The organism is Burkholderia sp. 4M9327F10, assembly GCF_005503145.1.
Taxonomy (GTDB): domain Bacteria; phylum Pseudomonadota; class Gammaproteobacteria; order Burkholderiales; family Burkholderiaceae; genus Paraburkholderia.
In genome coordinates this window covers 1-25,176 of the sequence record NZ_SCNV01000023.1, presented here as the reverse complement: position 1 = coordinate 25,176, position 25,176 = coordinate 1, and the positions used below count along the sequence as shown (strand labels likewise).

The following is a 25,176-nucleotide window of genomic DNA, read 5'->3' as shown; positions in this document are numbered from 1 at the left end:
CCGTTCGAACTGCTACAATCCACGCATTTTCCTCGTCGTAGACTGCATCATGGGCTTTGAACAACTCGCCGCGCTGAAAGAGCAACTGGCGAAACAGGCTGAAGAGAAACGCGTAGCCAGGCAAGCGAAGCAAGCCAGACCGGCGAGGCCCGCCAAGCCGGCCGAACCCGCTAAGCCAGCCAAGCAGCAGGCCAAGCCAGGCCGCGCTGCGCCTGCGCGCCCCGCGCCCGCGCAGAAATCTAAACCGGTCGACCCGGTGGTGCTGTCTATTGGCAAGCTGCAGAAACGTTTTCCGAAAGCGTTCCCCAAGAATCCAGCGCCGAAACTGCCGTTGAAGGTCGGCATTTTCAAGGATCTGCTCGAACACTCCGCAGAACTCGGCCTGGACGAAGCGGCACTGCGCGAAGCTATCAAGGTGTGGTGCTGGGGTAGCCGTTACTGGGCGTGCATCGTCGACAACGCGATGCGTGTGGACTTGAACGGTCAGGATGCCGGTCAGGTGCTGCCGGCGGAAGCAGCGCGCGCTCGCGGATTGCAGGCCAAGCGGCAAAAGACGAAGAATGCTGCGCAAGGCGGCGCGGCCCAACCGGGCGGGGCGGCTGCGCAGCAAGGCGTTGCACCGCAAGCGGCGGAGGCCGGGCAAGACGGTGCGGCGAAGCAATCAGTTGTCGCGCAGCAAGACAATGCTGCTCAAGCGAGCCCGGCCCATCAGGAGCACGCAGTTCAGCAAGACGGCACCGCTGAGCAGAAGGACGCTACAGCTCAGCAGGAGGCTCAGCAAGACAGTGCGGCCCAACAGGACCGCGCGGTTCAATAACTGCCGCATCGACGCTGCCGCGTCACGCCCTACTGGGCGCCTAGCGGCAGCGCCATCGGCGTACTCGTGCCGAATACCCTCGCATCTTCCAGCTTCGCAAAGCCCATCGAGCGATAAAACTCAATGGCGTTCGGCGCCGCGTTAACCTGCAGATACTGCCGTTCGTTGCGTGGCGCGCACCGTTTGACCGCCGCTTCGATCAAGCTGCGACCCACGCCGCGCCGGTGGTGGTGCGGCTCCACAAACAGGCTGCACAGGTTCCAGAAATTCTTCACCAGCACGACACCGAGAATGCGTCCTTCATCGACGCATTTCAGGTGTACACACTGCTGCGCATGGTCGAATGCCCAGCGCATGTTGGCGAGAACATTGGCAACGACGCCAGCCATCTCCGCCTCGTCCATCCTCACGCTGGTCCGGATGGTGTGCAGCATCATCGCTTCGAGGCCCGATTCATCGCAGGCCTGAACTTCTTCGATCATCATCAGGCGGCTTTGGAGAAAAGGCGGCGCTCACGGTTGCCGTTGCTGCGTGCCGGTCGCCAGCCGCCGCCGCTGAATGGCGAGGTAGTCCGGCGTCCCCACCACAACCACATCGCCAGCCCCATTACCACCAGCAGCACGAGCACCAGCACACTGCCCTCCGGTCCGGTCTTGCCGCCGCTCAGCAGGATGTTGCCGATCGGGTGGGCGGTATAGAGGCGCGTATCGAGCAGCGTGCCGCTATCGGAGGTGCCGTAGAAGTACGATTGCCCCCAATCCCACGCTGCATGAAAGCCGATCGCCCAGAGCAGCGAACCGGTGTACCAGAGGCTCAGGCATAGCACGATGCCGAAGCCGCCCGCGGAAATGAGCCCCACAGGCGTTTCGCCCGGATTGGAACCGTGCAGGCCGCCGAACAGGATCGAGAGCAGCAGCGCGCCCCACCAGAAACCTATGCCGCGGGTCAGCGTGTATTGCAGGTAGCCACGCAGTGCGGACTCCTCGGCGAGTGCGACCAGCAGAAAGGCGCCGCCCCAGACGATTCCGTGTGTCCACAGTGTTGCGCCATGCGTGGTGGGTGAATCGAGCGTCAGCAGGTGCATCTGCAGGAAAATCAGCACTACCAGGCTGATTGAACCGAAACCGCATATCAGACCGCCTGCAAAGCGTGCCCATCCGGCTGAACCTTGCAGGCCGAAGGACAGTATCGGACGCCGTTCGATGGCCGACACCACGGCTAATGCGCCTATCAGAGCCGCGAGCTGGACGCTCTCGCCAATGTAGATGCCCCGCGTCGTCAGCAGCGTCGCGCTATGGGGAATATGTCCAAAGAAAAAATTCAATAGCTTCGAAATGCCGAAGGCAATTGCCACGACCATCGCGATGAACACCACGATGCCCCAGCCTGCCCGCATTCCATTCGGCCCCACGAAGACCCAGCGCAACCGTTGTTTGCGCCGCGCTGCAGGTGTGTCGTTTTTGCTTTGATCCGCAGACTGCGTGAGGGAGTCGTCCAAGAAAGCCTCCGTTCAGATGACGACGTTACAAGGGACCAGCCGGGTCGCGCGCTCACGGTTTGATCATGCGACCGTGTCATTGATGCGCGGTGTATCACACTCGATCGGCTTAAGCGCAATACTGTAACGTCGTTTTATGCGTTGTGCCAACGTCATAAATACTTAGGACTCGAACTTTCCCAGCTCTGCGCGAGGCGGGGCCTTCGTCACACCAGCAGCGAGATGATGCCCCCGATGGTGAGTCCCGCCGCCAGCCAGCGGCCGGCGGTGTAGAACGCATTCTGATTGTCTTGCGGCTGGTCGGGGCGCTCGAGTCCCAACGTGCCATAAGTGAACGACTTGAGTGGCGAAACGTTGGCCGTATTGCCGGAGTCATCCGAAGTATCTGCCGTGCCGGGGTCCTGTGCTGCTAGCGCCGCGCCCTCGGGCGAAATGCTCACGGCTGCGTCCTGGCTCGGGGTCGTGGTGGTTGAGGTTGCCGACGTATCCGTCGTGGTTGAATCGGTATCGGTGCTGTTTGCGGACGCCGTGTCCAGTTCCGGTGTGGTGGTCCCGATAGTCCCGACAGTCGCGCTAGTCCCCGATGACGTCAGCGCAGGTGACGACCCAGCGTTGCTGATTTGCATGGCAATCTTTCCTCATCCTCTTGTTCAGGGTTGCGCGGCTGGGCACAAGCGGCTTCCCTGGCAGGGCCCGTCCGCCACGCCGGCCTATGTGCCGGCGTGGCGGACAGCCCTTGTTATCGGTGCGATCTCGCCTTACCGGTCTTTTCGACCTTGCAGAAACCTAACTTTAGTGTTGGTAAGGAGAAGTAAGGCCGCAGCGGTGCCGAAGCCGGCCCGCCAGTGCGCCAAAGCATGCCGGCACCCGCCAGGGCGAACCGTGCGCGGCGCGGTGCGCGCCGGGGTATCATGCGGCTCCGGCGGGCACGGGCGCCTGTCAGTTTGGGCCGCCGCGGATTACGGGACGCGCCGGCCAAGACACGAATTCCACTGCGCGATGCCCGAAGTCGCCACTCCGCAGTCATAGCGGACAGACTCCACCATGGTTCACATCAATCTTTCCGACGGCGTTTTAGGCTCCGCCTTGCAGACCCTCGATGCCTGGGCGCTGCTCGGCATCGTGCTCGCGCTGCTGTTGGGCGGCATGGTCAAGGGCGTGGTCAGCATCGGCGTGCCGCTGGTCGCAATGCCGATTCTCAGCCACTTCCTGCCGATCAAGCAGGCCGTGTTGCTGCTCTCGATGCCGATCATCCTCGGCAACATTCCGCAGGCGTTCGAAGGCGGTCAGATGCTTGCCACGGTGCGGCGGATCGCGGCGCCGCTGGCCGGTACGGTGTTCGGCAATATCGTCGGGGTGACGATGCTGATCTCGCTCGCGCCGCATCGCGCGCAAGCCGCTGCCGGTATTTTGCTGATCGTCGCAGCGTTGTTGCTGTTTGCGTCGCCGCGGCTTACGTTGTCGCCGGGAATCGCGAAGCCGGTCGGCTTCGTGCTCGGCTTCGGGGCCGCGGCGCAGATGATCTGGAAGTCAGGAGTGCTCTAGGCGCTCGCCGCCCCGGGCGAACCGTGACCGCCGTTGGTCTCAGGCCGACACGTCGAGCAGCCCGCCGACCGGCTGCCAGTTCAAGGTGCCGGCGCTACCCGAGAGGCCGTCGAGGACATCGGAAAGCGTGACCGTCGCACCCGGATCTTGATCGAGCGCGGCGACGTGCGCCTGCAAGGCGTCGCTCAGATTCGACATCGCGGTATCCATGGGATCTTCGTCATCCGCTTCGTCCGGCTCCGAGGTTTCGGATACATCGTCGATCTCGATGTCCCATTCGCCCGCCGTGTCGTCTGCGTCGTCCGTGTCGCTCACCGAATCGCGCGATGCGTTCGACAGATCGGCAATCCGTGAGCCAAGGTCGCGATAGGCGCTGATGCCGCTTCCTGAGGACGCCGAGTCGTTGAAGCTGGCAATCGCGCTAGCCGAGCCATTGCCGGACGAAGCGCCGCCGTCGCTTGCCGCGATCGATTGCTGCAACGCCAGCGCCTGATAAAGCGCGGCGAGGAACTGCGCGCCGGTGCTGGTCGCATCGGAATTGGCCGTGCCGGTCGCGCCGATGCTGTCCGTGCTGCCATCCGACGCGCCAGTGCTGCTCGTCGTAGTCAGCGAGCCGGCGGGCATGCTGTAGCCGAGCTGCGAAAGCGTTTGCTGAAGCGCGGCCATCAACGGGTCGCTGCTGCTGTTGGTGCCCGACGTCGTGGCGGTGTCGGCGCTTGCGGTGGACTTTTTGGCAGGTGTGGAGTCCGGCGACGACACCGACGTTGTGGTGGGCGTCGGCAGCGACGCCATGGTCAGACCGAACGAATCGGATGGCATGGTCCATTTCCTCCAGATAAACACGTTGGATAGCAACGGCGCGTGCGCGATCGAAAGGTGAATTCACTTTGATGGCACGAGCCTGATCGAACGGGTTATCGGAGAGAGGACCGTGGAGTTTGATGGTTTGTAAGGGCCGGAAAGAGCAAACTGCCTTTCCTGAGGTAAGGCAAGCCGCGGCGGGGGCGGGGCGCGTGAGCACGGTGAGCCGCGCACCGGTTCACTTCAGCGACCGTGAAGCGTCCCCCGGCGCTGCTACGCTTCGCTGCGCGCAAACGACGCGAATTGCCCCGCGTCGGGAAAACCGCAGGTGCGATAGCGCACCGGATACATCGGTTCTTCTTCGAGCAGGCCGCCCACCAGCGGCGCGATCCGCTGCCACGGCACGATGCGCGTCTCGCCGGATTCGGGCTGCACCAGCACGATCCGTTCGGCCTCGGGCAACAGGGTTTCCACGCCCGCGGTCCACGTCGCCGCCGAGAACATCTCGCCGGTTTCGTCCTTGCTGCCGTACAGCAGATAGTTGGCAACGAACACATCGCGTCCTTCCTGCGTGTGCAGACGATCGAGCGCGGCTTTTTGCGTGTCGTAGTCGTCCTTGCGATAACGCAGGCCGAGTTGCGCGAGACGCCGCGCCACTTCGCGCTGCGGCGGCGTGAAGCGGCGCAGACCGTCGTCGTCGTAGCAGTACATGAACGGCGACACCGGGCGGCCGGTCTGGGCAGCTTCGCGGCTTGCGTCGACCATCGCGGCAAGCCCGGCGTCATCCTTGTCGCTGGTGACAAGCAAGACATCGCGGGTGGGAATCATGAAGACCGGACAGCCGTGCACCGGCGCACGGTGCAGCAGGTCCGGCAGCAGCACCCGGCTCGCGTCGTAGCCGTCGCGCCAGTCGCCGCGATAGACACCGCGCGCCACTTCGACGAATGCGTCGGGGGTGATGTCGCGCAGGTTGTCGCGCGCGATTGCGAGTGCGTCGTCGAGGGTGATGTGCCATGACTGCGCCGGCCCGCTCATTAGCGTCGAGGTGAACTCGGGATAGTCGAGCGCCAGCAGGACCGCGCAGTCCTCGCCGAACGCGCGCCATGCCGGCGAGAACGTGGCGTCCCGGCCCGTCGTGCGCAACTGATGCAGGCGCACGTCTTCGAGCATGCTGCGGCCGCGGATCAGCGGGCGTAGCCGTGCGCGCGCGTCTGACAAATGTTCGGGCGCCGCCTGCTGGCTCGAACACAGCGTGACGACAAACCCTTGCAGGGATTCCTCGCGCAGCGCCTTGTCGCTGCCGCAATAGGCGCGGTACGCGTGATGCAGATTGAAGACGGCGTTGTCGCCGTATTCGAGCCGGTATTCGTCGGCGTTGTAGCGCAGCGTGGCGCCAAAGCCGCGCCGTTTGACCGCCTCGATAAACAGGGCGGCGAATGCGTCCGGCGAAGGTTTGCGTCCGAACAGCGCGTCGAGAAATCCCATCTTGAGCAAAGGCATTGAGGCGAGCGAAGGCAGTCGGTCAAGGGCGCCATACCGGGTGGGCGCGGCGGGAACGTCGCCGCGAAGCGCAGCCGGTCAGTCGCCTGGTTTTTGGGCATGTAAGGAATAACGGCCTCGCGCGGCAATTCTTGAAGACCTCGCCAGCAAGCGCGCGCGGCTCCGGCTAGAATCGCCCCAGGACTGGCGCCAGCCGGCGTTGCGCCGGACCGCGAGGCGGCCACCCGCCAAAGGGGCGGGGCCCGCGCGGCTCACCCAGCAGAGGGCATCGGAATGAGGGAATCCGTCAACGGGATCGATGCGGTATTGAAGTCGCGGCGCTCGATCCGCGCGTTTTTACCGACTCCGGTGGCACGAGCCGAAATAGAAGCGATCCTCGAAGCCGCGAGCCGGGCGCCATCGGGCACAAATATTCAGCCGTGGAAAGTGTATGTCGTGACGGGGCAGACGCTCGGGCAGCTTTCGCAGGCCTTGCTCGCCGCGTATGACGATCCGCAGCGCGACAGCCTGTATCAGGAAGACTACCGTTACTATCCGCGCGAATGGGTGTCGCCGTATATCGACCGGCGCAGGAAAATCGGTTGGGATCTCTACGGCCTGTTGGGCATCGAGAAAGGCGACAAGGCGAAAATGCATGCGCAGCACGCGCGTAACTATGCGTTTTTCGGTGCGCCCGTGGGACTGTTTTTTACCATCGACCGGATCATGGAGCAGGGTAGCTGGCTCGACTACGGCATGTTTCTCGAAGCCATCATGATTGCAGCGCGTGGACGCGGGCTCGACACCTGCCCGCAGGCCGCTTTCACGCCGTTTCACCGGGTGATTGCCAGCCACCTTGATCTGCCCGATGAAGAGCAACTGGTGTGCGGCATGTCGCTCGGCTGGGCCGATCAGGCTGCGCGCGTCAACCAGCTGCGCACCGAGCGCGAACCTGTCGAGCGGTTTGCGAAGTTCCTCGAATAGTGTGCTTTCATATCTTCTCCCCACCATGAACAACTCACGTCGTAGTTTTGTCCTTTTGAGCATTGGCGCAGGCGCCTCGCTTGCCCTCACACGCTTGGCGCTTGCGGATGCGGCGTGGCTTCGCGAAGCGGATCCCAAGGCGCAAGAGCTTGGCTACAAAGAGGTGGCTGCAAACGTCGATAAAGCGAAGTTTCCTACCTACGTAGCGGGGCAGTCATGCGCCAACTGCTCACTGTTCCAGGGCAAGGCATCGGACGCCTGGGGTGGATGTCTGTTGTTCGGCACGCAGCAGGTTGCGGCGACCGGGTGGTGCAAGTCTTATAGCAACATGTAGCGCGAGTGCGCCGTGACCTGGCGCATGCGCCAGGTCAGCGGTCGAACACCTCGAGTTTGAGGGTGTACGAATGACCGATCCATACCGCCGAGTCGCGATGATCGCGTAGTCCGTCACCCGTGTTGGGGTGCAGAAAAACGTCTAGCGCGCCGTGATTGAGCGTGAGCCATGTCACGATTTCGCTGAAGTGAGACGGCTCGAACGCGAGTTGATACGACCACAGAGGATGCGGGCCGACCGGGCGCTCATGAAAGCGGCCCATTTGCAGCTTGCCCTCGAAACGGGCTTCGATCTGCTCGCGCAAAGCCCAGGCTGCGTCGCGGTGTTCCGCGTCGAAGTACACGTGGGCGTGCCAGTCCTGGATAGCTGAGATGTCTGGAGGGGTCATGTGATGAATGCGTATGCAAAGACCCTCAGCATAAGACAGTTTGCCGGCCTGCGTGCGGGAGGTGGCGTGGGGCGCAGTCATGGTGGCCCGGCGCAAGCTGAGCAGGAAGGGCTCGTCGGAACTCGTGGCCGGACGCAACGTGATTGCACAATCGACCATAGATTTTCTTATTTACCCAGCTCGTAGCCTACCGCGCCGCCAACTACGGCGCCGCCTACAGTGCCAGCCACGCTGTGGTTGGTCGCTTCATTGCCGATCACACCGCCTGCGGCAGCCCCGCCCAGCGTGCAGCCGGTTGCGAGCGATGCCAGAACTACAAGCGTGGCGACGCTTGTCCACCTGAATCGAGTGCTCATTTTGAACCTCACTCTGTTTGTGCCGATACAGAGGGTGGAGCAATTGGCGTGCCGCGCATGTGATGTGCTGGTGCCTCCTGTCTAGACACTCCAAGGATCGATGATCTCAATCCCGCAATCGACGAAGTCCTTGACGTTGCGGGTGGCCAAACTCGCTCCCCGCGAAAGCGTTATCGCAGCAATCATGGCGTCTGATTGACTGATCGGGCGGCCAACTCGTTTGCGCGACGTCGCGATGTTGGCGTAGAGGTCGGCGGCGTCGCTGTCGAAGCTCAGCAACTGTCCGGCGAAATCACTGTTGAAGATACCCATGACCGCGTTTCGAAGCATCTCCTTTTGGCTACCGGCAGGTAACGATTGAACGCCGTAGAGAATTTCACCGCGCGTGATGCTTGTGGTAAATAGCGCCGCGCGCTGTTGCTTTGCCAACCACGCTAGAACGGAGGCCACGGGTGCCGGACGTAGCACTTCCGACAGAACATTGGTATCCAGGACGATCATTCGCCAAGGTCCACTGGATCGCGAATGACCTCTCGGAGCGGCAACTCCAGGTCAACCCTCCTAGCGGCTCGATTCGGGCTCGGATCGAGCTAACCAAGGAGTCTCCTCGAATCGGTTCAGCCGATAAAGCCGCTCGCAGGATATCGCGAGCCTCGTCTTCCATGGAACGCCCGTGCGTGGCGGCCTGAATGCGTAGACGCGCCTTTAACTGGTCGTCGATATTTCGAATGGTCATGCTCGCCATAGAGCCTCCATTAATCGTTGATGGAATTTTAATCAATGATTGCAAACTGCGTAATCCCAGTCACTCCGGCTGTCGGAGCTAGACCGCAGATGCGGGCTTTACGCGATCGCCGCACGCAGCAATACGAATTCCCGCGGCACGCCCTCTTGGGCGACGCCCGCACGCGACTCCACATAACGCGTGATCCCCACCGACTGAAAACCCGCCGCCAGGCAAGCGCCCTCAAGCGTAGCCGCGTCGTACACGGCGAACCCATAGGCGGCAAACGGCATTTCGATCGAAGACTCCGGCGTAATCGCCGCGATGACCAATACGCCACTCGCGCGCAATACCCGGTATATCTCGCGTAGCCCCATCAACAGGTCGGGCCAGAAGTAGATTGTGTTGATGGCGATGGCTTTGTCGAAGCTGCCCTGGACGAATGGCATCCGGAGCGCATCGGCCGTGACCAGCGCGAACTGGCTGCGCCCTATCAACGATTCATGGCGAGCCCGCGCCACGGTGGTCATGGTGGACGAAATATCGATGCCGACGAAACGCATCTGTGGCGCGCGCTTCAAAACCGACGCCATGTGGCCACCGTTGCCCAGACCAATCTCAAGGATGCGCTCATCGGCGTCCACGCCGAGCAGGTTGTACGACGCGTCGATGACGCCGCCGTTCACCCGTTCCAACATCTCTCCGACGGCGACGCCGATGTCGCCGTCAGGACACCCCAGTTGCGGCAGCAGGACACTTTCCTCGAGATTGGCAACGAGATCCGCTGGCGATTCGGACGTGTCGCTCATGAGAGCCTTTCCTTGCCCGTTGTCATATGCACCTTGCATGTCGCCACCGCTATCCCCATGGACGGCTCCTTTTGAACGTGCTCCTCGACGCAGAGGACTACGGGCCGAGCGCGAGGTGTAACGTGGCCTGGCGGAAACGAGAACGCGGCCAGGACGGAACCCGATTCAAACGTCAGTTCGGCTCGAAAACCTGCAGTAAACACGCATTCCGCAGCGCTTACAACCATTCCTCCACCATCTTTGACGTTTTATGCCGTCGCCCTGCGGACCGCATTGCCGCACTTGAGTCGTTTGCACGCATCCCTTTGTGCTTGCTAGACTGCCTCTCGCATCGTGCATGGCGTTCGCTCGCGCGCGCCCGTCATCCCTGTTTGAGGACGCACGTCTCCCAGCCCTGCCTGCATGACTCACATTGTCCGATCCACCGGAGTCCTCCATGTCTTATATGCTGCTCATCGTTGAACCGGTTCATCAGCGTAGTGACCGCACCGAAGAGGAAGGGCGCGCGCTCTACGACCGGATGGCCAACTATGCCGAAGATTTGCGCAAACGCGGACTGCTGCTCGCCTGCGAATCGCTTGCCAATACCAGCAAGGCGGTCAGGGTGCAGGTCCGCGAGGGTCAGCGGCGCCTGATCGACGGCCCGTTCGCCGAGGCCAAGGAAATGATCGGCGGCTTTTTCTTGCTGAGCTGCGAGACGCGTGCGGAAGCCGTCGCGATTGCCGAAGCTTGCCCGGCCGCGCAATGGTGCACGGTCGAGGTCCGCGAGGCGGCCCCCTGCTATCTGTGACGTGCGCATGATCCGAACTTTGGACGCGGTTTCCCGCTGCGCGGATCGACCAGCTTGAGCGACTGAGTGTTTGAGCGACTGAGTGAGGCCCCTTGCCCAGGGTTTTCCCGAGTCAACGAATCGCTTGTCGATTTTGCAATGGATCGCGCGTCGTGTCAGTGAAGAGCCGGCTACGGAGCCGATCTCCACTACCTCAAGGAGCACTGCGATGCGATTCATGATTATGGTTAAGGCGACTGCGCAGAGCGAGTCCGGCGCCATGCCGGAAGAGCCTCTGATGGCCGTGATGAGCGCCTATCACGAAGAGCTGGCGAAGGCCGGCGTATTGCTCGACGCCACCGGTTTGCAGCCGAGTTCGAAGGGTTGGCGCGTGCGCTATTCGCAGGGACGGCGCACGGTGATCGACGGTCCGTTCGCCGAGACCAAAGAGCTGCTGGCAGGCTATACGCTGATTCAGGTGCGCTCGCGCGAAGAAGCCATGGAGTGGGCGCGGCGCTTTCCGGCTCCGTTCGGCGAACATGCCGACGGCGAGATCGAAGTGCGGCAACTGCTCGAACTGGAAGACTTCGAACCGGGGCCGTCCGTGGAGCGTTTTCGCGCGCTGGACGTGGCGCGGCGCTGAAGCGGATAACGAGGAAACTATCTATGATGCACGGCCCCTTCAGTGTCAGCGTTGCAGGCGGCGAGCGCGTGTCGCGGTCGGTTCAAGCCGACCGGCACGCGCCGCAGGCGAACTGAAGTGGCCGTGAATCCGGCAGCTACGCATCGCGCGATCGAGGCCGTGTGGCGCATCGAGTCCGCGAAAGTGATTGCCTGTGTCGCACGCATGGTCCGCGATGTGGGCGTTGCGGAAGAACTGGCGCAGGACGCGCTGGTCGCGGCGCTCGAACATTGGCCCAAGGACGGTGTGCCCGACAATCCGGGAGCCTGGTTAATGGCGACCGCCAAGAACCGCGCGCTCGACCGCTTGCGCCAGGAAGTGCTGCATGCGCGCAAGCGCGAGGAGCTGGGACGCGACCTGGATGCGCAGGAGGCCCACCTCGTGCCCGACTTTGTCGATGCGCTCGACGCCGCACGGGAGGATGACATTGGCGACGATCTGCTGCGGCTCGTCTTTACCGCGTGTCACCCGGTGCTGTCCACGGATGCGCGGGTTGCGCTCACGCTGCGTTTGTTAGGAGGCTTGACGACCGATGAGATCGCACGCGCGTTTTTCGTGCCGGAGCCGACCGTCGCGCAGCGGATCGTGCGCGCCAAGCGCACGCTGACGGCCGCCAAGGTGCCGTTCGAAGTACCGCGTGCCGACGCACGCGCGGCGCGGCTTGGGTCGGTGCTCGAGGTGATTTACCTGATCTTCAACGAAGGCTATTCGGCTACCGCCGGCGACGACTGGATGCGTCCCGCGCTGTGCGATGAGGCGTTAAGACTCGGCCGCGTGCTCGCAGGGCTCGCCGCGGACGAAAGCGAAGTGCACGGGCTCGTCGCGCTGATGGAAATTCAGGCGTCGCGCACGCACGCGCGGGTCGACGGCGAGGGGCGTCCCGTCCTGCTGCTCGATCAGGATCGCAGCCGCTGGGATCCGTTGCTGATCCGCCGCGGGCTGGCCGCGCTCGAACGGGCCGAGGCGCTCGGCGGAGCGAGCGGTCCGTATGCGCTGCAGGCGGCACTGGCGGCGTGTCATGCGCGCGCTCACAGCGCCGCGGAAACCGACTGGGCGCAGATCGTCGCGCTCTACGATGCGCTGGCTCAGGTGAGCCCGTCGCCGGTGGTGGAGCTGAACCGGGCGGTCGCGGTCGGCATGGCGTTCGGCCCGGCGGCGGCGCTCGAGATTGTCGATGCGCTGGCGGCCGGCGCAGCGCTCGCGAACTATCACTGGTTGCCTAGCGTGCGTGGGGATTTGCTGGCGAAGCTCGGGCGCAGGGAGGAAGCACGCGCGGAATTCGAGCGTGCCGCCGCGATGACGCGCAACGCCCGCGAGCGTGAGTTGCTGCTGGAGCGGGCCCGCGCAGGTTGATTTCCGCTTGCGCGTTAGCGTGGCCGTTGCCGGACTCCCGGCGCGGCGATCCGCCGCACCGCAACCGCAACCGCAACCGCAACCGCTTAAACCGACAGGAACGCCGCTATGCCGAACAGGATGCCCGCTGCGGCAGTACCGAGCGACAGGTTGCGCAGCCACTTCTTGCGGGTGAGCAAGGTAATGGCCGTCAGTGCGATCGAAATCTGGATCAGCGTGGTGGCCTGAGCCCAGCGGTGATGGCCGTGCAGCAGCTTCTCGCTTTGCGCGTCATTGTCAGCCACTTCTTTTTCGATGGCTTCGGCCTTGGCGCGAATCGGGTCTTTCTGCTGCTTGTACTTGTCGACATCGGCCGCGAACTTCGCATGCGCGTCGCTGCCCGGAGCCGACAGCGCGGCGCCCAGTTCGGCGAGGTTCTCTTTCTCGCCTTTGGCCTGATAGTACGACCATTGATTGGCGGCCTCGGTCTTCTTGATCGCCGCTTCGTTTTTGTAATAGAGCGCGAGGTTTTCGCTGGTGCCGCTCTGATAGGCGTAGATCGCGCCGATCGTGGCAAGGATCGCGGTCATCACCGCCATGCGGCTGGCGAACGGATCGGCATCCGCATGCGCGCTATGTCCTGCGCCAACGTGCTCAACAGCATGATCGTGCGGGCCATGCACTTCGAATTCATCAGACATCCAATACTCCGGGACAAACCTATTGAGTTTTTTGTCGCGCGAGAAGCTAAAGCGCCGCCGCCGTAACCGGCACGAAGCGCGGCGCGCTTCAGCGGGGGCCGCGAGCCGTGCCGCTTCGTGCTGCTTCCTGCGCGGGGCTCAATCTTAGCTTGTTTTGCGCTCGGTCCCGGATAGCGCCCGCCGTTGCCGCTGGCCGCAGTGGCGGGCGCCGGTCTACACATCTAGTTCACGCTAAACCCGAGCAGCGTGCGCAGCAGGGGAATCAGATGTTCTCCGCCGAGCATGCCGAGCAGTCCCACCAGTGCGATGGTCGGCGGCGCGGGCGACTTCACGTTGACGACGCTGTAGATCAGGCCGACCACCACGCCCACTACCAAGGAGACGAAATACGCTTTCATGATTGCTGGTTCCTTTTATGGGTGGCGCGGCGGGTCTTCACACCGCCGCGCCAGCGCAGCTTACATGGTGAGGACAACCCGGCCACGCGTGCCTGCCGCAACCGATTGATAGGCTTCGCGGGCGCGTGCCAGCTCGAACCGCTCGGCGATCGCGGGCGGCTGCAATGCGCCGCTCTCGAAGCCTTCCACGAGTGCTGTCATCAGCGGCGCGGACTCGGCCACCCCCAGCTTGGCGCTATCGACGCCGAGCAATTGCGTTTCGTTGTGGTAGAAATCGATCATGTCAAAATCGACGCGGCGCTTGCCCGTCGCGCTGATTTCCAGCACGCGTCCGCGGCGCTTGACCAGCGCGAGCGCGGTTTCGAAAGCGACACCGCCCACCGAGTCGTACACCACGTCGACGCCGCCGCCGGTCAGCGCCTTGACGCGCTCCGCGGTGTGCTCGTCGAACGGCACGAATTCGTCGATCAGGCGGCCAGCCGGAGAATCGGCCAGCGGCGGGTGACGGTCGACGCCGATCACGCGGCAGCCGCGTGCCTTGGCAATCTGCACCACCGCACCGCCGACACCGCCGCCCGCGCCGATTACCGCAATCGTTTCGCCGGTCTTCAGTTGCGCATAGTCGACCGTGCCGAGCCATGCCACCACGAAGTTCACGCCAATCGCTGCCGCTTGCTCGTGGCTGAGCGTCTTCGGCTTGCGCGACAACGCCGCGAGCGGAATCTTGATGAATTCGGCGTGAGTGCCTTCACGCGTGAAGCCGATATCGCCGCCGGTGCCCCAGACTTCGGCGCCGATCCACTCAGCCGGGCCGTCCACGACAACGCCGCTGAAGTCGCGCCCCGGTGTGCGCGGCAAGACGGTGTGATCGAAGTGGCCGGAGACGTTCTTCACGTCGCTCGGATTGACTGAGGCGCTCTTGACCTGCACGACGGCGTTTTCGGCGTCGGCGGAGGGGGTGGGCAATTCGACGTATTCGAGTACATCGGGGCTGCCAAAGGACTTGAACTGAATGGCTTTCATCGCAATGCTCCTGATCGGTTGGGTGCTGCACGGTGCAGCGTTGAAGCCATTCTAGGTGTCCGAGCCGGCCTTGTTGAGACAAGAACTTTCGAATATCGGACAGCGGCGGACGCCCAGGCCTGGCTTGGGTTCGGCCTTATCCGGCGCCGTGTGGCACAGCGTCAAAGGGTCTGAACCAACCCGGGCCCGCTAGCTTTCCTCCTGGGTGCCGTTTTCTTCACGCGCCGCACTGAGCGTCTCCTGCGCTTCGAATTCGGTCGGCGGCGCGCCGAGTTCGCGCCGGAACATGTCGCTGAAGCTGCTGGGCAGATAACCGAGGGAGCGCGCGATGCTGCTCACCGAGCGGCCCTCGGCGAGCCCCGACACCGCCACCGCAAGCTGCACCTGGCGACGCCACTCGGAGAAGCCGATGCCGAGCTCGCGGGTGAACAGGCGCGCGAGCGTGCGCACGCTTGCGCCGACCGAGGCGGCATGCTGCTCGAAACTGACCGAGATCGACGGATTGCCGATCACGGCCCGGCACAGCGCGTCGAGCCGCCGGTCCGAGGCATCCGGCAGCGGAATGCGCAGTGAGGAACGTGGCGCCTGCACCAGCTCCAGCATAGCGAGCTTATAAGCCGTTTCGAGGTACGCGCTGTTACGCGCGCCGGTGTGCTCGTACTCGGCGATCGTGGTGATGAGTTCGCGCAGCAAGCCATTGATTTCAAAGACATCGCTCTGCTTGCTGAGGTGCTCGACGTTGCGCTGGTGCAGATAGATGTTGCGCATCTCGACCTCGCTCATCATGTGGATCGAGTGCACGACGCCCGCCGGCAGCCATACCGCGCGCTGCGGCGGCACGACCAGCGCCTCGCGGCCGACTTCGACCCACATCACGCCGGCTACCGCATACAGCACCTGCGCCCAGGTGTGCGAGTGCGGTTCGATGTACGTTCCGCGTGGGTAGCGCCGCGCCAGAGAGTGGGCATCGTCGTCTTCGGGGAGTTCGGGAGGGAGGGCTTTGGGCACAGTGGATTGAGGTCGGCTAAAGGGTGGCAGACAGGCGGCAAATGGGTGGCAGACGGCTAGCGAGCAGTACAGCAAAAAATGAGCGACGGATTTTCGCGGCAACCGCGTTTAAGACGAAACGGAGCCATTTGGCGCGTCACAAGAATTCTCAAATTTACTCAAACGTACTCGAAACTACGGGAGCTTTACATGAAATACAACACCTTCACACGATTGCTGGCCGCGGCCACGCTCACGCTGGCAGCATCTGCCGCGATTGCCCAGGAAGTCATCATCGCGCCGTCGGCACCGCCGGCGCCGCGCGTCGAGGTCGTACCGGCGCCACGCGAGGGCTTCGTCTGGGATCATGGTCATTGGCGCTGGGACCACGGTCAATACGTGTGGATACCGGGTCACTGGCAGCCGGTGCGGGTCGGCTATCACTGGGTGCCGGGCCATTGGGTGGCGCACGGTCCGAACTGGCATTGGGTAGAGGGTCACTGGGCGTAAGCCGTTAGTCAGGCGGCCATCGGCCCGCGCCCCTGTGCCGGGCGCACTTGCGATCACTCTCGCGGTCGCGGGTGCGCCGGCCGTTCCTACCCAAACCAGCAGGTCGTTATGAAAACGCTTTTGATTCTGGCGCTCGCCGCGGCAACGCTGGCCGGTTGCGTCGTGGTGCCGGCGCGACCGGCGTATTACCATCCTGCCGTAGTCGTATATTGAGGATTCAATCAAGAACAAGCGCAACGCGCACCTCCTGGAGCAACGGCAAGTGAAAAATGCTCGTGTCGCGACACGATCTGTCCGGGTGCAGCGGCGGCAGCCGCACGTGCAGCGGATGTCACGGGATTGCGCCCCTTGAGCGAGCGCGATCCCGACGCGGAACTCGTCGCACGGGTCGGCGAGCAGGATCCGGCAGCGGTGCGCACACTCGTGTCGCGCAAGCTGCCCCGTCTGCTCGCGCTCGCGACGCGCATGTTGGGAGACCGTATGGAAGCGGAAGACGTGGCACAGGAGGCCTTCGTGCGTATCTGGAAACAGGCGCCGCACTGGAAAGAAGGTGAAGCCCGATTCGATACATGGATTCACCGCGTGGCGCTGAATCTCTGTTACGACCGCTTGCGCGGGCGGCGCGAAGACCCCGTCGCGGAACTGCCCGAGGAGGCAGCCGATCCGCAAGGCTCGCCCGACATGCAACTGGAAGCCCGCGTGCGCGACGAACGGGTGCGCACGGCGCTTGCTGCATTGCCGGTGCGGCAGCGCGAAGCCCTGGTGCTCAACTACTACCAGGAGCTGTCGAATATCGAAGCTGCCGCCCTGATGGGCATCACCGTGGACGCCCTCGAAAGTTTGCTGGCGCGCGCCCGCCGCAGTCTGCGCGCACAACTGGCCGGCAGCGGTTTTAGCAAGGATATGCCATGACACCTGAGAGATTTCGTACCATCGTCGACGCCTATGGCGCCGATCCGCGCCGCTGGCCGGAGAAGGAGCGCGTGGCGGCAGAGGACTGGGCCGATCTGCACCGGATCGAGGCGGACGCCGTGCTGGCTGAATCGGCTAGCCTCGATGCCTGGCTCACAAGCCATACCATCGCTCCGCCGGAGCGTTCGTTTGTCGACCGCATTGTCGCCACGGCGCCCGTGCGGCATCGTCCGAAACCGCGCACGCGGCTCTGGTGGCAAGGCGCGGCGTTTGCCGGCATCGGTCTGGCGGGGGGGCTGGCGGGCGCCTTCGCGGTATCGTTTTTTGTCCTGACCGGCACGCCGCCGCAAGTGCATGAAGCGTCGTCTTACCTCACTTCGAGCTTCGGCGGTTCAAGCGCTGACTGGAGCGGCGAATGACCGACCGTTCATGGAAAATCCTGTTGGCGGGTTCGTTCGTCCTGAACGTGTTTTTGTTGGGCGGTATTGCGGGGGGCGCTTATCAATGGTTCGCCACGCACGATAGTGTCGCCAAGGCGCCGCAGCCGCGCACGGCGCTTCGCTTCGCCACGGATGGACTTTCGTCTGAACGTCAGAAGCAGTTCCTTGCAGCGCTCAAGGAAGCACGCCGGGAAGGTAAGGACTACGCACGTGAGGGCCGCGAAGGGCGTCATGAGGTGCTGGCCTTGCTGGCCGCGCCGCAGTTCGATCGCAGCGCGCTCGACATCGCGCTGCAGCACACGCGTGACGCGGATATCGCGCTGCGCACCGAGGTCGAGAGCAGTGTTGCGGACTTCGCGACGACGCTCACGCCGGAGGAGCGCGTCAAGTTTGCCGAGGGCCTGAAGCAGGCCGGCCAGTGGCGCGAGTCGCCGCCTCCGGCGGGAGGCAAGGGCAAGAAGCCGGCGGCGAGTTCGCAAGCGGCTCAACCGGCCCAACCGGCGCAACCGGCCAGCGAGGCGCCCGCGAGCGAATGAAGCAGGCCCGCCGACACAAATAAAACTTCTGCAAGCCGCGACGGAAATGCCGGCCTCCAGCGTTTAAAGAAGGTACGCAACGCTCGAAGGAACGCGCATGATCACGTCAGCCCCCGACAATGCCGCGGCGATTGCGCTGAACCGTTTCGGTCTCGGCGCCCGCCCGGACGACACGCCGCCCGCCGACCCGAAGCGATGGCTGCTTGCGCAGTTCGATCAGTATCAGCCGCTGCCTGCTGCATGGGTGGGCCAGCCGGGCGCTGTTGCACTGGCAACCGAGCTGGGCGAGCAACGCCAGCAAAGTCTGAACGCCAAAGCCGACACCAGCACGAACCCCAATCAGGCAGCGGATCAGGCTCCCAGCCAGGCTGCAAGGCAGGCCGCCAACAAGGCGATGCGCGGCGAAATCCGCGATGTCTATCGCACGGCGGTGAATGTGCGCGTCAACAGTGCGCTCGCGAGCACCACACCGTTTATCGACCGGCTGGTTCATTTCTGGGCCAATCACTTCGCGGTCTCCACGGAGAAGCCGCAAGTCGCGGCGCTCGCCGGCGCATTCGAAATGGAAGCGATCCGGCCGCATGTGCTGGGCCGTTTCGACGACATGCTGGTCGCGGTGGAGCAGCACGCGGCGATGCAGATCTTTCTCGACCAGACGCGTTCCGTGGGCCCGGACAGCATGGCGGCGATGCGTGCGGAGCAGCGCAATCCGGACAATAAACGCGGGCTCAATGAGAACCTCGCGCGTGAAATCATGGAGCTGCATACGCTGGGCGTACGCAGTGGTTATACGCAGGCCGACGTGACGGAGTTTGCCCGTGCGCTGACTGGGTGGAGCGTGGCGGGTATCAAGGGGCCGCAACCTAACGGCGCAGCGCCCGGCGCCTTTGTGTTCCGCGCCCAGGTCCATGAGCCGGGCTCGCGGACCATCATGGGGCGGCGCTACGATCAGCAGGGCGAAGATCAGGCGCTGGCGATCCTGTACGACCTTGGGGCGTCGCCGGCCACCGCGCAGCATATTGCCACGGAACTCGCGCGCCACTTTGTTTCGGACAACCCACCACCTGCGGTCACCGAGCGGCTCGCCAACGCGTTCGAGCGCAGCGGCGGCGACCTGCCTACGGTCTACCGCGCCCTGATCGATTCGCCGGAGGCATGGTCACCCGTGGCGGCGAAATTCAAAACACCGTGGGAATGGACCATTTCATCGATGCGCGGCCTCGGCTGGCAGGACGTCGGCAATCTGCAGACTGCGCCCTTGTTGACGCAACTGGGTCAGCCCGTCTGGCGGCCGGGCTCTCCCGCCGGCTACGACGATATCGCGGCGAGCTGGGCGGCTCCTGACGCTCTCGTGCGCCGCGTGGAGGTGGCGCAGCGCTTTGCGGCGCGTGCCGGCGACCAGCTCGATCCGCGTACCCTGGGACAGACGCTGCTGGTCGGTTCGATCAGTGCGCCGACCGAGACCGCGGTTTCGCGCGCAGAGAGTGCATCCACGGCGATCGCGCTGCTGCTTGTGTCGCCCGACTTTCAACGGAGATAAACGCCATGATGTCCCGTCGCAAGTTTCTCAACTTCGCTGCCGCCGGTGCCGGCGCCATTCTCGTGTCGCCGCATATGGCTTTCGCGAGCGTCGAGACGGATCGCCGCTTTGTCTTCGTGATCCAGCGCGGCGCCGCCGATGGCCTGAACATCGTGGTGCCATATGCTGAGCCATCCTATGCAAGTTTGCGCGGTGCGCTCGCCATCGACCCGTCGGCGGCGACCAAGCTCAACGGCACCTTCGCGCTGCATCCCTCGCTTGTCGAAACCGCCAGGATGTACGGGTCCGGCCAGGCGTTGTTCGTTCATGCCGTGGCCTCGCCGTATCGCGACCGTTCGCATTTCGACGGCCAGAATGTACTGGAGACGGGCGGCACGTCGCCCTATCAGGTCAAGGACGGCTGGCTGAACCGGCTGGCCGCGCTATTGCCCTCCAGCCACGAAAACGCCATCGCGCTTGCGCCAACCGTGCCGATGGCGCTGCGCGGCAAGGCCAACGTGACGTCTTACGCGCCCTCGGGCTTGCCGCAGGCGCCGGACGATCTGCTCACACGGGTCTCGGACCTTTACAACGAGGACGCGCAGTTGAGGCCGCTGTGGGAATCGGCGATGGCGGCGCGCGGCCTCGCTAGCGATGCCGGCGCGCGCCAGGACCCGGCGAGCCTCGGCAAGCTCGCGGCGAGCTTCCTCGCGCGTGACGACGGTCCGCGCCTGGCAATGATCGAAACCGGTGGATGGGATACGCATAGCGCGCAGAACCCGCGCCTCGGGAATCAGTTGAAAGCGCTCGACACGATGCTCGCGTCCTTGCGCGACGGCCTCGGGCCGCTGTGGGACAAGACGACCGTTTTGGTCGCCACGGAGTTTGGCCGTACCGCGGCTGCCAATGGAACGGGCGGCACGGACCATGGAACGGGCTCCGTGGCGATGCTGGTCGGCGGCGCGGTGAACGGCGGACGCGTACTCGCGGACTGGCCGGGCCTGAAATCCGGCGATCTTTACCAGGCACGCGATCTCAGGCCCACCACAGGTCTGGACGGTCTGATTGCGGGTGCCGCCAGCGAGAGCCTCGGGCTCGATCCGCACCGGACCGCCACCGCGCTCTTCGCGCAAGCAGGGGCCACGCAACCGTTGACAGGTTTGATCCGTAGCTAGCGCGCAGCCTATGCCACGGGTAGTTGTAGTACTAATAACAGGAGAAGTTACATGAAAAAACGATCGACCTTCACCGCTGCTTTGCTTTCTTGCGTGTGCGCTTCCTTGCTGAGCGCATGCGTCGTCGAACCGGCGCGGCCGCCGCAGCCCGCGCCGCTTGTCGAAGTGGTGCCGGCGGCACCCGCCCCTGGCTATCACTGGGTGAAGGGCCACTACCGCTGGGAAGGCAACCATTGGGAATGGGAGCACGGTCACTGGGCACCGAATTACTAAGCCTGGTTCCTGGGGGCGCGCGTGGCGCGCTTCCAGCACCCCTCTCACGGCTGCCTTACCGCCATCCACCCCCCAGCCGGTCCCCGTTTTCCTGCTCGCGTGCGCCTCGATTGCATTGCAGTACGCGACGCATCCCCAAGGCAATTTCCCGCCGTCTGTCGGAGATTCACAAAACCTCCATGCGAAGGCTCGACAATGATCGACCGTCGTTCGCCTCTTTGGGGCAGTGACAGCGTTGCGCATACTGATTTGTAGCGCTGGGCCTTCGCATTGATGTGGTGCTTTTCTGCTGCATTACGACTTACATGCGATTTGCCTTCAGTTGCAAAATTGCCGTGCAAAACGGCGCTCGGGGAGACTTTCCAGGTTGATTCGACTATTGCGGCGGGTTAACGTTTTTAAGCGGCCTTTCGAGCCCGCGGAGATTCCTATCAAACGGCGCCTTTGTCGCGGCATTACATTTTCCCCGAGTCACCACGGTTATTCCCCTCGCTACCAAGCTCAATGGAGCTGGCCGGAGCATTCATGAAAACGCTGTTTTTGCAGGCCCCGTCGTATGACGGTTTCGATGGCGGCGCGGGTTCGCGCTATCAGGCGAAGCGCGAAATCCGCTCGTTCTGGTATCCCACGTGGCTCGCGCAGCCTGCGGCGCTGGTGCCCGACAGCCGCGTGCTGGATGCGCCCGCTGACGGGCTGTCGGTGGAGGCCTCGCTCGATATCGCGCAGCAGTACGAGCTCGTCATCATCCACACCAGCACGCCGTCGTTCCCCACCGATGCGATGTTTGCGCAGGACCTCAAGCAGCGCAAGCCGTCGGTGCTGATCGGCATGGTGGGCGCGAAGGTGGCCGTCGATCCGCACAACTCGCTGACCGCAAGCGAGGCAATCGATTTCGTCTGCCGTGAAGAGTTCGACTTCACCTGCCAGGAAGTGGCAGAGGGCAAGCCGCTCGCGCAGATCCTGGGCCTGAGCTACCGCGCCGCGGACGGTTCGATCGAGCACAACGAAGCGCGCCCGATCCTCGAGAACATGGACGAGCTGCCGTTCGTAGCGCCGGTCTATAGGCGCGACCTGAAGATCGAGAACTACTTCATCGGCTACCTGAAGCATCCGTACGTGTCCATCTACACGGGCCGCGGCTGCCGCTCGAAGTGCACGTTCTGCCTGTGGCCGCAGACGGTGGGCGGGCACCGTTACCGCACGCGCTCGGTGGAAAACGTGCTGGAAGAAGTGAAGTGGATCCGCGACAACATGCCTGAGGTCAAGGAGATCATGTTCGACGACGACACCTTCACCGACTTCAAGCCGCGCGTGGAGGAGATTGCCCGCGGTCTGGGCAAGCTGGGCGTGACGTGGTCCTGCAACGCGAAGGCCAACGTGCCGTATTCGACGCTGAAGATCATGAAGGAGAACGGCCTGCGCCTCCTGCTGGTGGGCTACGAGTCGGGCGACGACCAGATTCTGCTGAACATCAAGAAGGGCCTGCGCACGGATATCGCACGACGTTTCAGCGACGACTGCCGCAAGCTGGACATCAAGATTCACGGCACGTTTATCCTGGGCCTGCCGGGCGAGACGAAGGACACGATCGAGAAGACGATCGAGTACGCGAAGGAAATCAACCCGCACACGATCCAGGTGTCGCTGGCGGCGCCGTATCCGGGTACGACGCTGTACAACCAGGCGGTGGAAAACGGCTGGCTGCAGGAAAACAAGGTGATCAACCTGGTGAGCAAGGAAGGCGTGCAGCTCGCGGCGATCGGCTATCCGCACCTGTCGCGCGAGGAGATCTATCACCATGTCGAAAGCTTCTACAAGCGCTTCTATTTCCGGCCGTCGAAGATCTGGGAAATCGTGCGCGAGATGCTGATGAGCTGGGACATGATGAAGCGCCGTCTGCGTGAGGGCGTGGAGTTCTTCCGCTTCCTGCGCGCTCACGAAGCGTGACAGGTATGCGCCGCTCCCACCATGGCGACCGGGCAGGTCCGGCATGAAGCGCCTCGCCTGGCTTGGCGGCCCGATTGCCGTGTTGCTTGCGATCGGGCTGACCGACCTCGAAGGATCGCTGCACGCGGCGCATCTGCTGTGCTTTGCGTTGACGTTGATGTGCGGCGTGGGCGCAGTGTTCGGCATTGCGTACACGCTGCTGGCCGGCGTGCTGGTGAGGCGCTTCTTTGCGCGGACGAGCGCCGAGCCTACCAGTTATCCACCGGTGACAATCGTCAAGCCGCTCCACGGCGACGAGTGGACCTTGCTGAGCAACCTGTCGAGCTTTTGTCAGCAGGACTATCCAGGCGCGGTGCAATTCCTGTTCGGCGTGCATGACTCGGACGATCCTGCGCTGCGCACGGTCGAGCAGTTGCGTCTGCTGCACCCCGAGGCGCACATTACGGTCGTGGCCGACGCGCGTCTCTATGGCCCGAACCGCAAGATGAGCAACATCCTCAACATGCTGCCCGAGGCACGCCACGACCTGCTCGTGTTTGCGGATAGCGACGTGAGCGTGGGGCCGAACTATCTGCGCAACGTGATCGGCGAATTGCAGAAGCCTGGTGTGGGGCTTGTAACCTGCGTCTATCGTGGCCAGCCTGATCCCGGCTTCTGGCCACGGCTCTCCGCGAAAGCGACCAACTACCAGTTCCTGCCAGGCGTCGTGACGGGACTGGCGCTCGGGATGGCGCGTCCGTGCTTCGGGCAGACCATTGCGATGCGGCGCGAAACGCTCGAGAAGATCGGCGGCTTCACCCAATTCGTGCATCACCTCGCCGAGGATCATGCGATTGGCGAGGCGGTGCGCATGATCGGCGAGAAGGTGGTCATTCCACCGTTCACGGTGTCGCATGCCTGCGTCGAGACGAGCGCGACCAAGCTGATCGCACACGAGTTACGCTGGAGCCGCACCATCCGGACCATCGATCCGGTCGGTCATCTAGGCTCGGCATTGATTCATCCGCTCGCGTTTGCGCTGCTGACCGTGGTGTTCTCCGGCGGTGCAGCATGGGCCTGGCTGCTTGCCGCCGTGGCACTGATTGTGCGGCTAGGCCTCAAAGTGCTGTCGGATCACGCGTTGCAGCAACCGCATCGGGACCTGTGGCTGCTGCCGTTCTGGGATATTGTGTCGTTTTCGATCTTCGTGGCGAGCTTCTTTTCGACACGGGTGATCTGGCGAGGCTTCAGCTTCAAGGTAGACGGCAACGGCTTGCTGTCGCCGGTTCAGGACGAGTAATACGTGATGCAGATTTTCTTTGAAGGCTGCGCGGTGTCGCGCCAGCGGGGCTTGCAACAACCGCGCAGTGCGTTTGCAACGGCCAACATGCGCGTGACGCCCAGCGTGCAGCGGACGGTCGCGGCATGATGAAGCATCTGGGCCGCCTCGCCGCGCTCGCGGGGCTGATTGCGTCGCTCTGGCTGGTGATGCACGACAACCCCGGCGCAGTGCTCGGGCTGATGCGCGCAGCGGGCGCAGGGCTGGTGCTGGCTGGGCTCGCTCACGTGCTGCCGATGCTGGCCAACGCGCGCGACTGGCAAAGCCTGATTCGCGGTGCGAACCGGCCCAGTATGGGCGGCATGCTGCATCTGGTGTGGGTCCGCGAGTCGGTCAACTGCATGCTGCCGGTGGCGCGCATCGGCGGTGAAGTGGTGTCGTTTCGCTTGATGCGGCGGCGCGGCTTACGCGGCTCGACGGCGGCGGCGAGCCTGGTCGTCGATATGCAGCTCACGCTGATCAGCCAGTTGATGTTCACGCTGGTCGGCATCGGCTTTCTGTTCGCTCACGCGGCCTCCGGCACACTGCGCCTCGCAGCCGACCTGGCGTGGGGTATCGTGGCGCTCACACCGCTTCTCGTACTGTTCGCGCTGGTGCAGCACGCGAGCCCGTTCGAGCGTCTCACGCGCGTGCTCAACCATGCAACCAGCGGCAAGCTTGCGGCGCTCGTGGGTCAATCGGCGCAGATCGATCAGTCGATCAAGCTGATCTGGCGCCGGCGTGGCGCGGTATTGCGCTATCTGTTCTTCTGGCAGCCGCTGCAGTGTGTGTTGACTGCGCTGGAGATCTGGCTCGCGCTGTACTTCCTCGGCGTGCACGTGAGCGTTGTCGAGGCCGTGGTGATCGAGTCGTTGATTCAGGCCGTCAGCAGCGCGGCGTTTTTTGTGCCGGGCGGACTGGGGGTGCAGGAGGGCGGTTT

Annotated in this window: 29 protein-coding genes and 2 pseudogenes; 17 read left to right on the top strand and 14 right to left on the bottom strand. The window is 63.6% G+C overall.

All coding sequences use genetic code 11. The annotated features are described in order from the left end of the window. The first annotated feature begins 49 nt into the window (after positions 1-49). Positions 50-817: a ProQ/FinO family protein gene (locus FFS45_RS20740; RefSeq protein WP_137956503.1), complete on the top strand. Its 768-nt coding sequence runs from the start codon at positions 50-52 to the stop codon at positions 815-817. A 29-nt stretch (positions 818-846) separates the two neighbouring features. Here FFS45_RS20740 and FFS45_RS20735 read toward each other — a convergent pair whose 3' ends face one another. The 3 genes from FFS45_RS20735 to FFS45_RS20725 form a co-directional block, all read right to left on the bottom strand. Next, entirely contained in the window at positions 847-1,302 is a 456-nt protein-coding gene (locus FFS45_RS20735) for a GNAT family N-acetyltransferase (RefSeq protein ID WP_137956502.1), read from the bottom strand. Then, the gene (locus FFS45_RS20730; RefSeq protein WP_137956501.1) at positions 1,302-2,315 is read right to left on the bottom strand and encodes a type II CAAX endopeptidase family protein; all 1,014 of its coding nucleotides are present in this window, start codon (positions 2,313-2,315) and stop codon (positions 1,302-1,304) included. The genes FFS45_RS20735 and FFS45_RS20730 overlap by 1 nt, the downstream gene beginning before the upstream one ends. A 206-nt stretch (positions 2,316-2,521) precedes the next feature. Beyond that, on the bottom strand, positions 2,522-2,941 hold the full coding sequence (locus FFS45_RS20725; RefSeq protein ID WP_249362873.1) for a hypothetical protein: 420 nt from the start codon (positions 2,939-2,941) through the stop codon (positions 2,522-2,524). Positions 2,942-3,359: 418 nt separating this feature from the next. On the opposite strand from FFS45_RS20725, the pseudogene FFS45_RS20720 reads away from it, so the two are divergent. After that, positions 3,360-3,827, top strand: a pseudogene (locus tag FFS45_RS20720) (TSUP family transporter); the annotation flags it as partial. A gap of 72 nt (positions 3,828-3,899) precedes the next feature. Here FFS45_RS20720 and FFS45_RS20715 read toward each other — a convergent pair. Both FFS45_RS20715 and FFS45_RS20710 read right to left on the bottom strand, forming a co-directional pair. Beyond that, positions 3,900-4,679 carry a hypothetical protein gene (locus FFS45_RS20715; RefSeq protein ID WP_137956500.1) on the bottom strand — a complete coding sequence of 260 codons (780 nt, stop codon included), beginning with the start codon at positions 4,677-4,679 and terminating at the stop codon, positions 3,900-3,902. Positions 4,680-4,934: 255 nt separating this feature from the next. Next, on the bottom strand, positions 4,935-6,161 hold the full coding sequence (locus FFS45_RS20710) for a hypothetical protein (RefSeq protein ID WP_249362867.1): 1,227 nt from the start codon (positions 6,159-6,161) through the stop codon (positions 4,935-4,937). 273 nt (positions 6,162-6,434) lie between these two features. Between FFS45_RS20710 and FFS45_RS20705 the strand changes: the two genes are divergently transcribed. Together FFS45_RS20705 and FFS45_RS20700 are read left to right on the top strand one after the other, a co-directional pair. Beyond that, positions 6,435-7,124: a nitroreductase gene (locus tag FFS45_RS20705; protein WP_137956499.1), complete on the top strand. Its 690-nt coding sequence runs from the start codon at positions 6,435-6,437 to the stop codon at positions 7,122-7,124. Between the two features lie 25 nt (positions 7,125-7,149). Next, positions 7,150-7,458, top strand: a complete 309-nt coding sequence (locus FFS45_RS20700) for a high-potential iron-sulfur protein (protein ID WP_137956498.1) — start codon at positions 7,150-7,152, stop codon at positions 7,456-7,458. A gap of 34 nt (positions 7,459-7,492) precedes the next feature. On the opposite strand, the gene FFS45_RS20695 is transcribed toward FFS45_RS20700, so the two are convergent. The 5 genes and pseudogenes from FFS45_RS20695 to FFS45_RS20675 form a co-directional block, all read right to left on the bottom strand. Next, entirely contained in the window at positions 7,493-7,846 is a 354-nt protein-coding gene (locus FFS45_RS20695) for a DOPA 4,5-dioxygenase family protein (protein WP_137956497.1), read from the bottom strand. A gap of 167 nt (positions 7,847-8,013) precedes the next feature. Beyond that, the gene (locus tag FFS45_RS20690; RefSeq protein ID WP_137956496.1) at positions 8,014-8,202 is read right to left on the bottom strand and encodes a glycine zipper 2TM domain-containing protein; all 189 of its coding nucleotides are present in this window, start codon (positions 8,200-8,202) and stop codon (positions 8,014-8,016) included. A gap of 81 nt (positions 8,203-8,283) precedes the next feature. Continuing rightward, positions 8,284-8,703 (bottom strand): type II toxin-antitoxin system VapC family toxin, encoded by a 420-nt coding sequence (locus FFS45_RS20685; protein WP_137956495.1) that lies wholly within the window; start codon positions 8,701-8,703, stop codon positions 8,284-8,286. Beyond that, positions 8,700-8,947, bottom strand: a pseudogene (locus FFS45_RS42415) (plasmid stabilization protein). The gene FFS45_RS20685 and the pseudogene FFS45_RS42415 overlap by 4 nt, the downstream one beginning before the upstream one ends. A gap of 98 nt (positions 8,948-9,045) precedes the next feature. Continuing rightward, on the bottom strand, positions 9,046-9,735 hold the full coding sequence (locus FFS45_RS20675; protein WP_137956494.1) for a class I SAM-dependent methyltransferase: 690 nt from the start codon (positions 9,733-9,735) through the stop codon (positions 9,046-9,048). A 436-nt stretch (positions 9,736-10,171) separates the two neighbouring features. Here FFS45_RS20675 and FFS45_RS20670 point away from each other — a divergent pair, with 436 nt between their 5' ends. From FFS45_RS20670 to FFS45_RS20660, 3 genes are all read left to right on the top strand, one after another. After that, complete coding sequence (locus FFS45_RS20670) at positions 10,172-10,525, top strand: YciI family protein (RefSeq protein ID WP_137956493.1); 354 nt, start codon at positions 10,172-10,174, stop codon at positions 10,523-10,525. Between the two features lie 208 nt (positions 10,526-10,733). Further along, a complete protein-coding gene (locus FFS45_RS20665) occupies positions 10,734-11,147 on the top strand; it encodes a YciI family protein (protein ID WP_137956492.1) in 414 nt (137 codons plus the stop codon). Positions 11,148-11,270: 123 nt separating this feature from the next. Further along, positions 11,271-12,539, top strand: a complete 1,269-nt coding sequence (locus tag FFS45_RS20660; RefSeq protein ID WP_137956491.1) for an RNA polymerase sigma factor — start codon at positions 11,271-11,273, stop codon at positions 12,537-12,539. Between the two features lie 86 nt (positions 12,540-12,625). Here FFS45_RS20660 and FFS45_RS20655 read toward each other — a convergent pair whose 3' ends face one another. From FFS45_RS20655 to FFS45_RS20640, 4 genes are all read right to left on the bottom strand, one after another. Further along, on the bottom strand, positions 12,626-13,219 hold the full coding sequence (locus tag FFS45_RS20655; RefSeq protein WP_137956490.1) for a DUF4337 domain-containing protein: 594 nt from the start codon (positions 13,217-13,219) through the stop codon (positions 12,626-12,628). 221 nt (positions 13,220-13,440) lie between these two features. Then, positions 13,441-13,617 carry a DUF1427 family protein gene (locus FFS45_RS20650; protein ID WP_137956489.1) on the bottom strand — a complete coding sequence of 59 codons (177 nt, stop codon included), beginning with the start codon at positions 13,615-13,617 and terminating at the stop codon, positions 13,441-13,443. Positions 13,618-13,677: 60 nt separating this feature from the next. Next, positions 13,678-14,640: a zinc-binding alcohol dehydrogenase family protein gene (locus tag FFS45_RS20645; protein ID WP_137956488.1), complete on the bottom strand. Its 963-nt coding sequence runs from the start codon at positions 14,638-14,640 to the stop codon at positions 13,678-13,680. Positions 14,641-14,829: 189 nt separating this feature from the next. Then, a complete protein-coding gene (locus tag FFS45_RS20640; RefSeq protein WP_137956487.1) occupies positions 14,830-15,648 on the bottom strand; it encodes a helix-turn-helix transcriptional regulator in 819 nt (272 codons plus the stop codon). Between the two features lie 189 nt (positions 15,649-15,837). On the opposite strand from FFS45_RS20640, the gene FFS45_RS20635 reads away from it, so the two are divergent. From FFS45_RS20635 to FFS45_RS20590, 10 genes are all read left to right on the top strand, one after another. Then, positions 15,838-16,137 carry a YXWGXW repeat-containing protein gene (locus tag FFS45_RS20635; RefSeq protein ID WP_137956486.1) on the top strand — a complete coding sequence of 100 codons (300 nt, stop codon included), beginning with the start codon at positions 15,838-15,840 and terminating at the stop codon, positions 16,135-16,137. Between the two features lie 288 nt (positions 16,138-16,425). Continuing rightward, positions 16,426-17,049, top strand: a complete 624-nt coding sequence (locus FFS45_RS20630) for an RNA polymerase sigma factor (protein ID WP_137956485.1) — start codon at positions 16,426-16,428, stop codon at positions 17,047-17,049. Then, complete coding sequence (locus FFS45_RS20625) at positions 17,046-17,468, top strand: hypothetical protein (protein WP_137956484.1); 423 nt, start codon at positions 17,046-17,048, stop codon at positions 17,466-17,468. The genes FFS45_RS20630 and FFS45_RS20625 overlap by 4 nt, the downstream gene beginning before the upstream one ends. After that, complete coding sequence (locus tag FFS45_RS20620; protein WP_137956483.1) at positions 17,465-18,025, top strand: periplasmic heavy metal sensor; 561 nt, start codon at positions 17,465-17,467, stop codon at positions 18,023-18,025. The genes FFS45_RS20625 and FFS45_RS20620 overlap by 4 nt, the downstream gene beginning before the upstream one ends. A 97-nt stretch (positions 18,026-18,122) precedes the next feature. After that, complete coding sequence (locus FFS45_RS20615) at positions 18,123-19,565, top strand: DUF1800 domain-containing protein (protein WP_137956482.1); 1,443 nt, start codon at positions 18,123-18,125, stop codon at positions 19,563-19,565. 5 nt (positions 19,566-19,570) lie between these two features. After that, the gene (locus FFS45_RS20610; protein WP_137956481.1) at positions 19,571-20,719 is read left to right on the top strand and encodes a DUF1501 domain-containing protein; all 1,149 of its coding nucleotides are present in this window, start codon (positions 19,571-19,573) and stop codon (positions 20,717-20,719) included. Between the two features lie 51 nt (positions 20,720-20,770). Next, positions 20,771-20,992 (top strand): YXWGXW repeat-containing protein, encoded by a 222-nt coding sequence (locus tag FFS45_RS20605; protein WP_137956480.1) that lies wholly within the window; start codon positions 20,771-20,773, stop codon positions 20,990-20,992. A gap of 504 nt (positions 20,993-21,496) precedes the next feature. Further along, on the top strand, positions 21,497-22,939 hold the full coding sequence (gene hpnJ / locus FFS45_RS20600; protein WP_349292325.1) for a hopanoid biosynthesis associated radical SAM protein HpnJ: 1,443 nt from the start codon (positions 21,497-21,499) through the stop codon (positions 22,937-22,939). A gap of 43 nt (positions 22,940-22,982) precedes the next feature. Next, a complete protein-coding gene (gene hpnI / locus FFS45_RS20595) occupies positions 22,983-24,218 on the top strand; it encodes a bacteriohopanetetrol glucosamine biosynthesis glycosyltransferase HpnI (protein WP_171029698.1) in 1,236 nt (411 codons plus the stop codon). Positions 24,219-24,343: 125 nt separating this feature from the next. After that, a partial coding sequence (locus FFS45_RS20590) for a lysylphosphatidylglycerol synthase domain-containing protein (RefSeq protein WP_137956478.1) occupies positions 24,344-25,176 on the top strand: 833 nt, incomplete at its 3' end.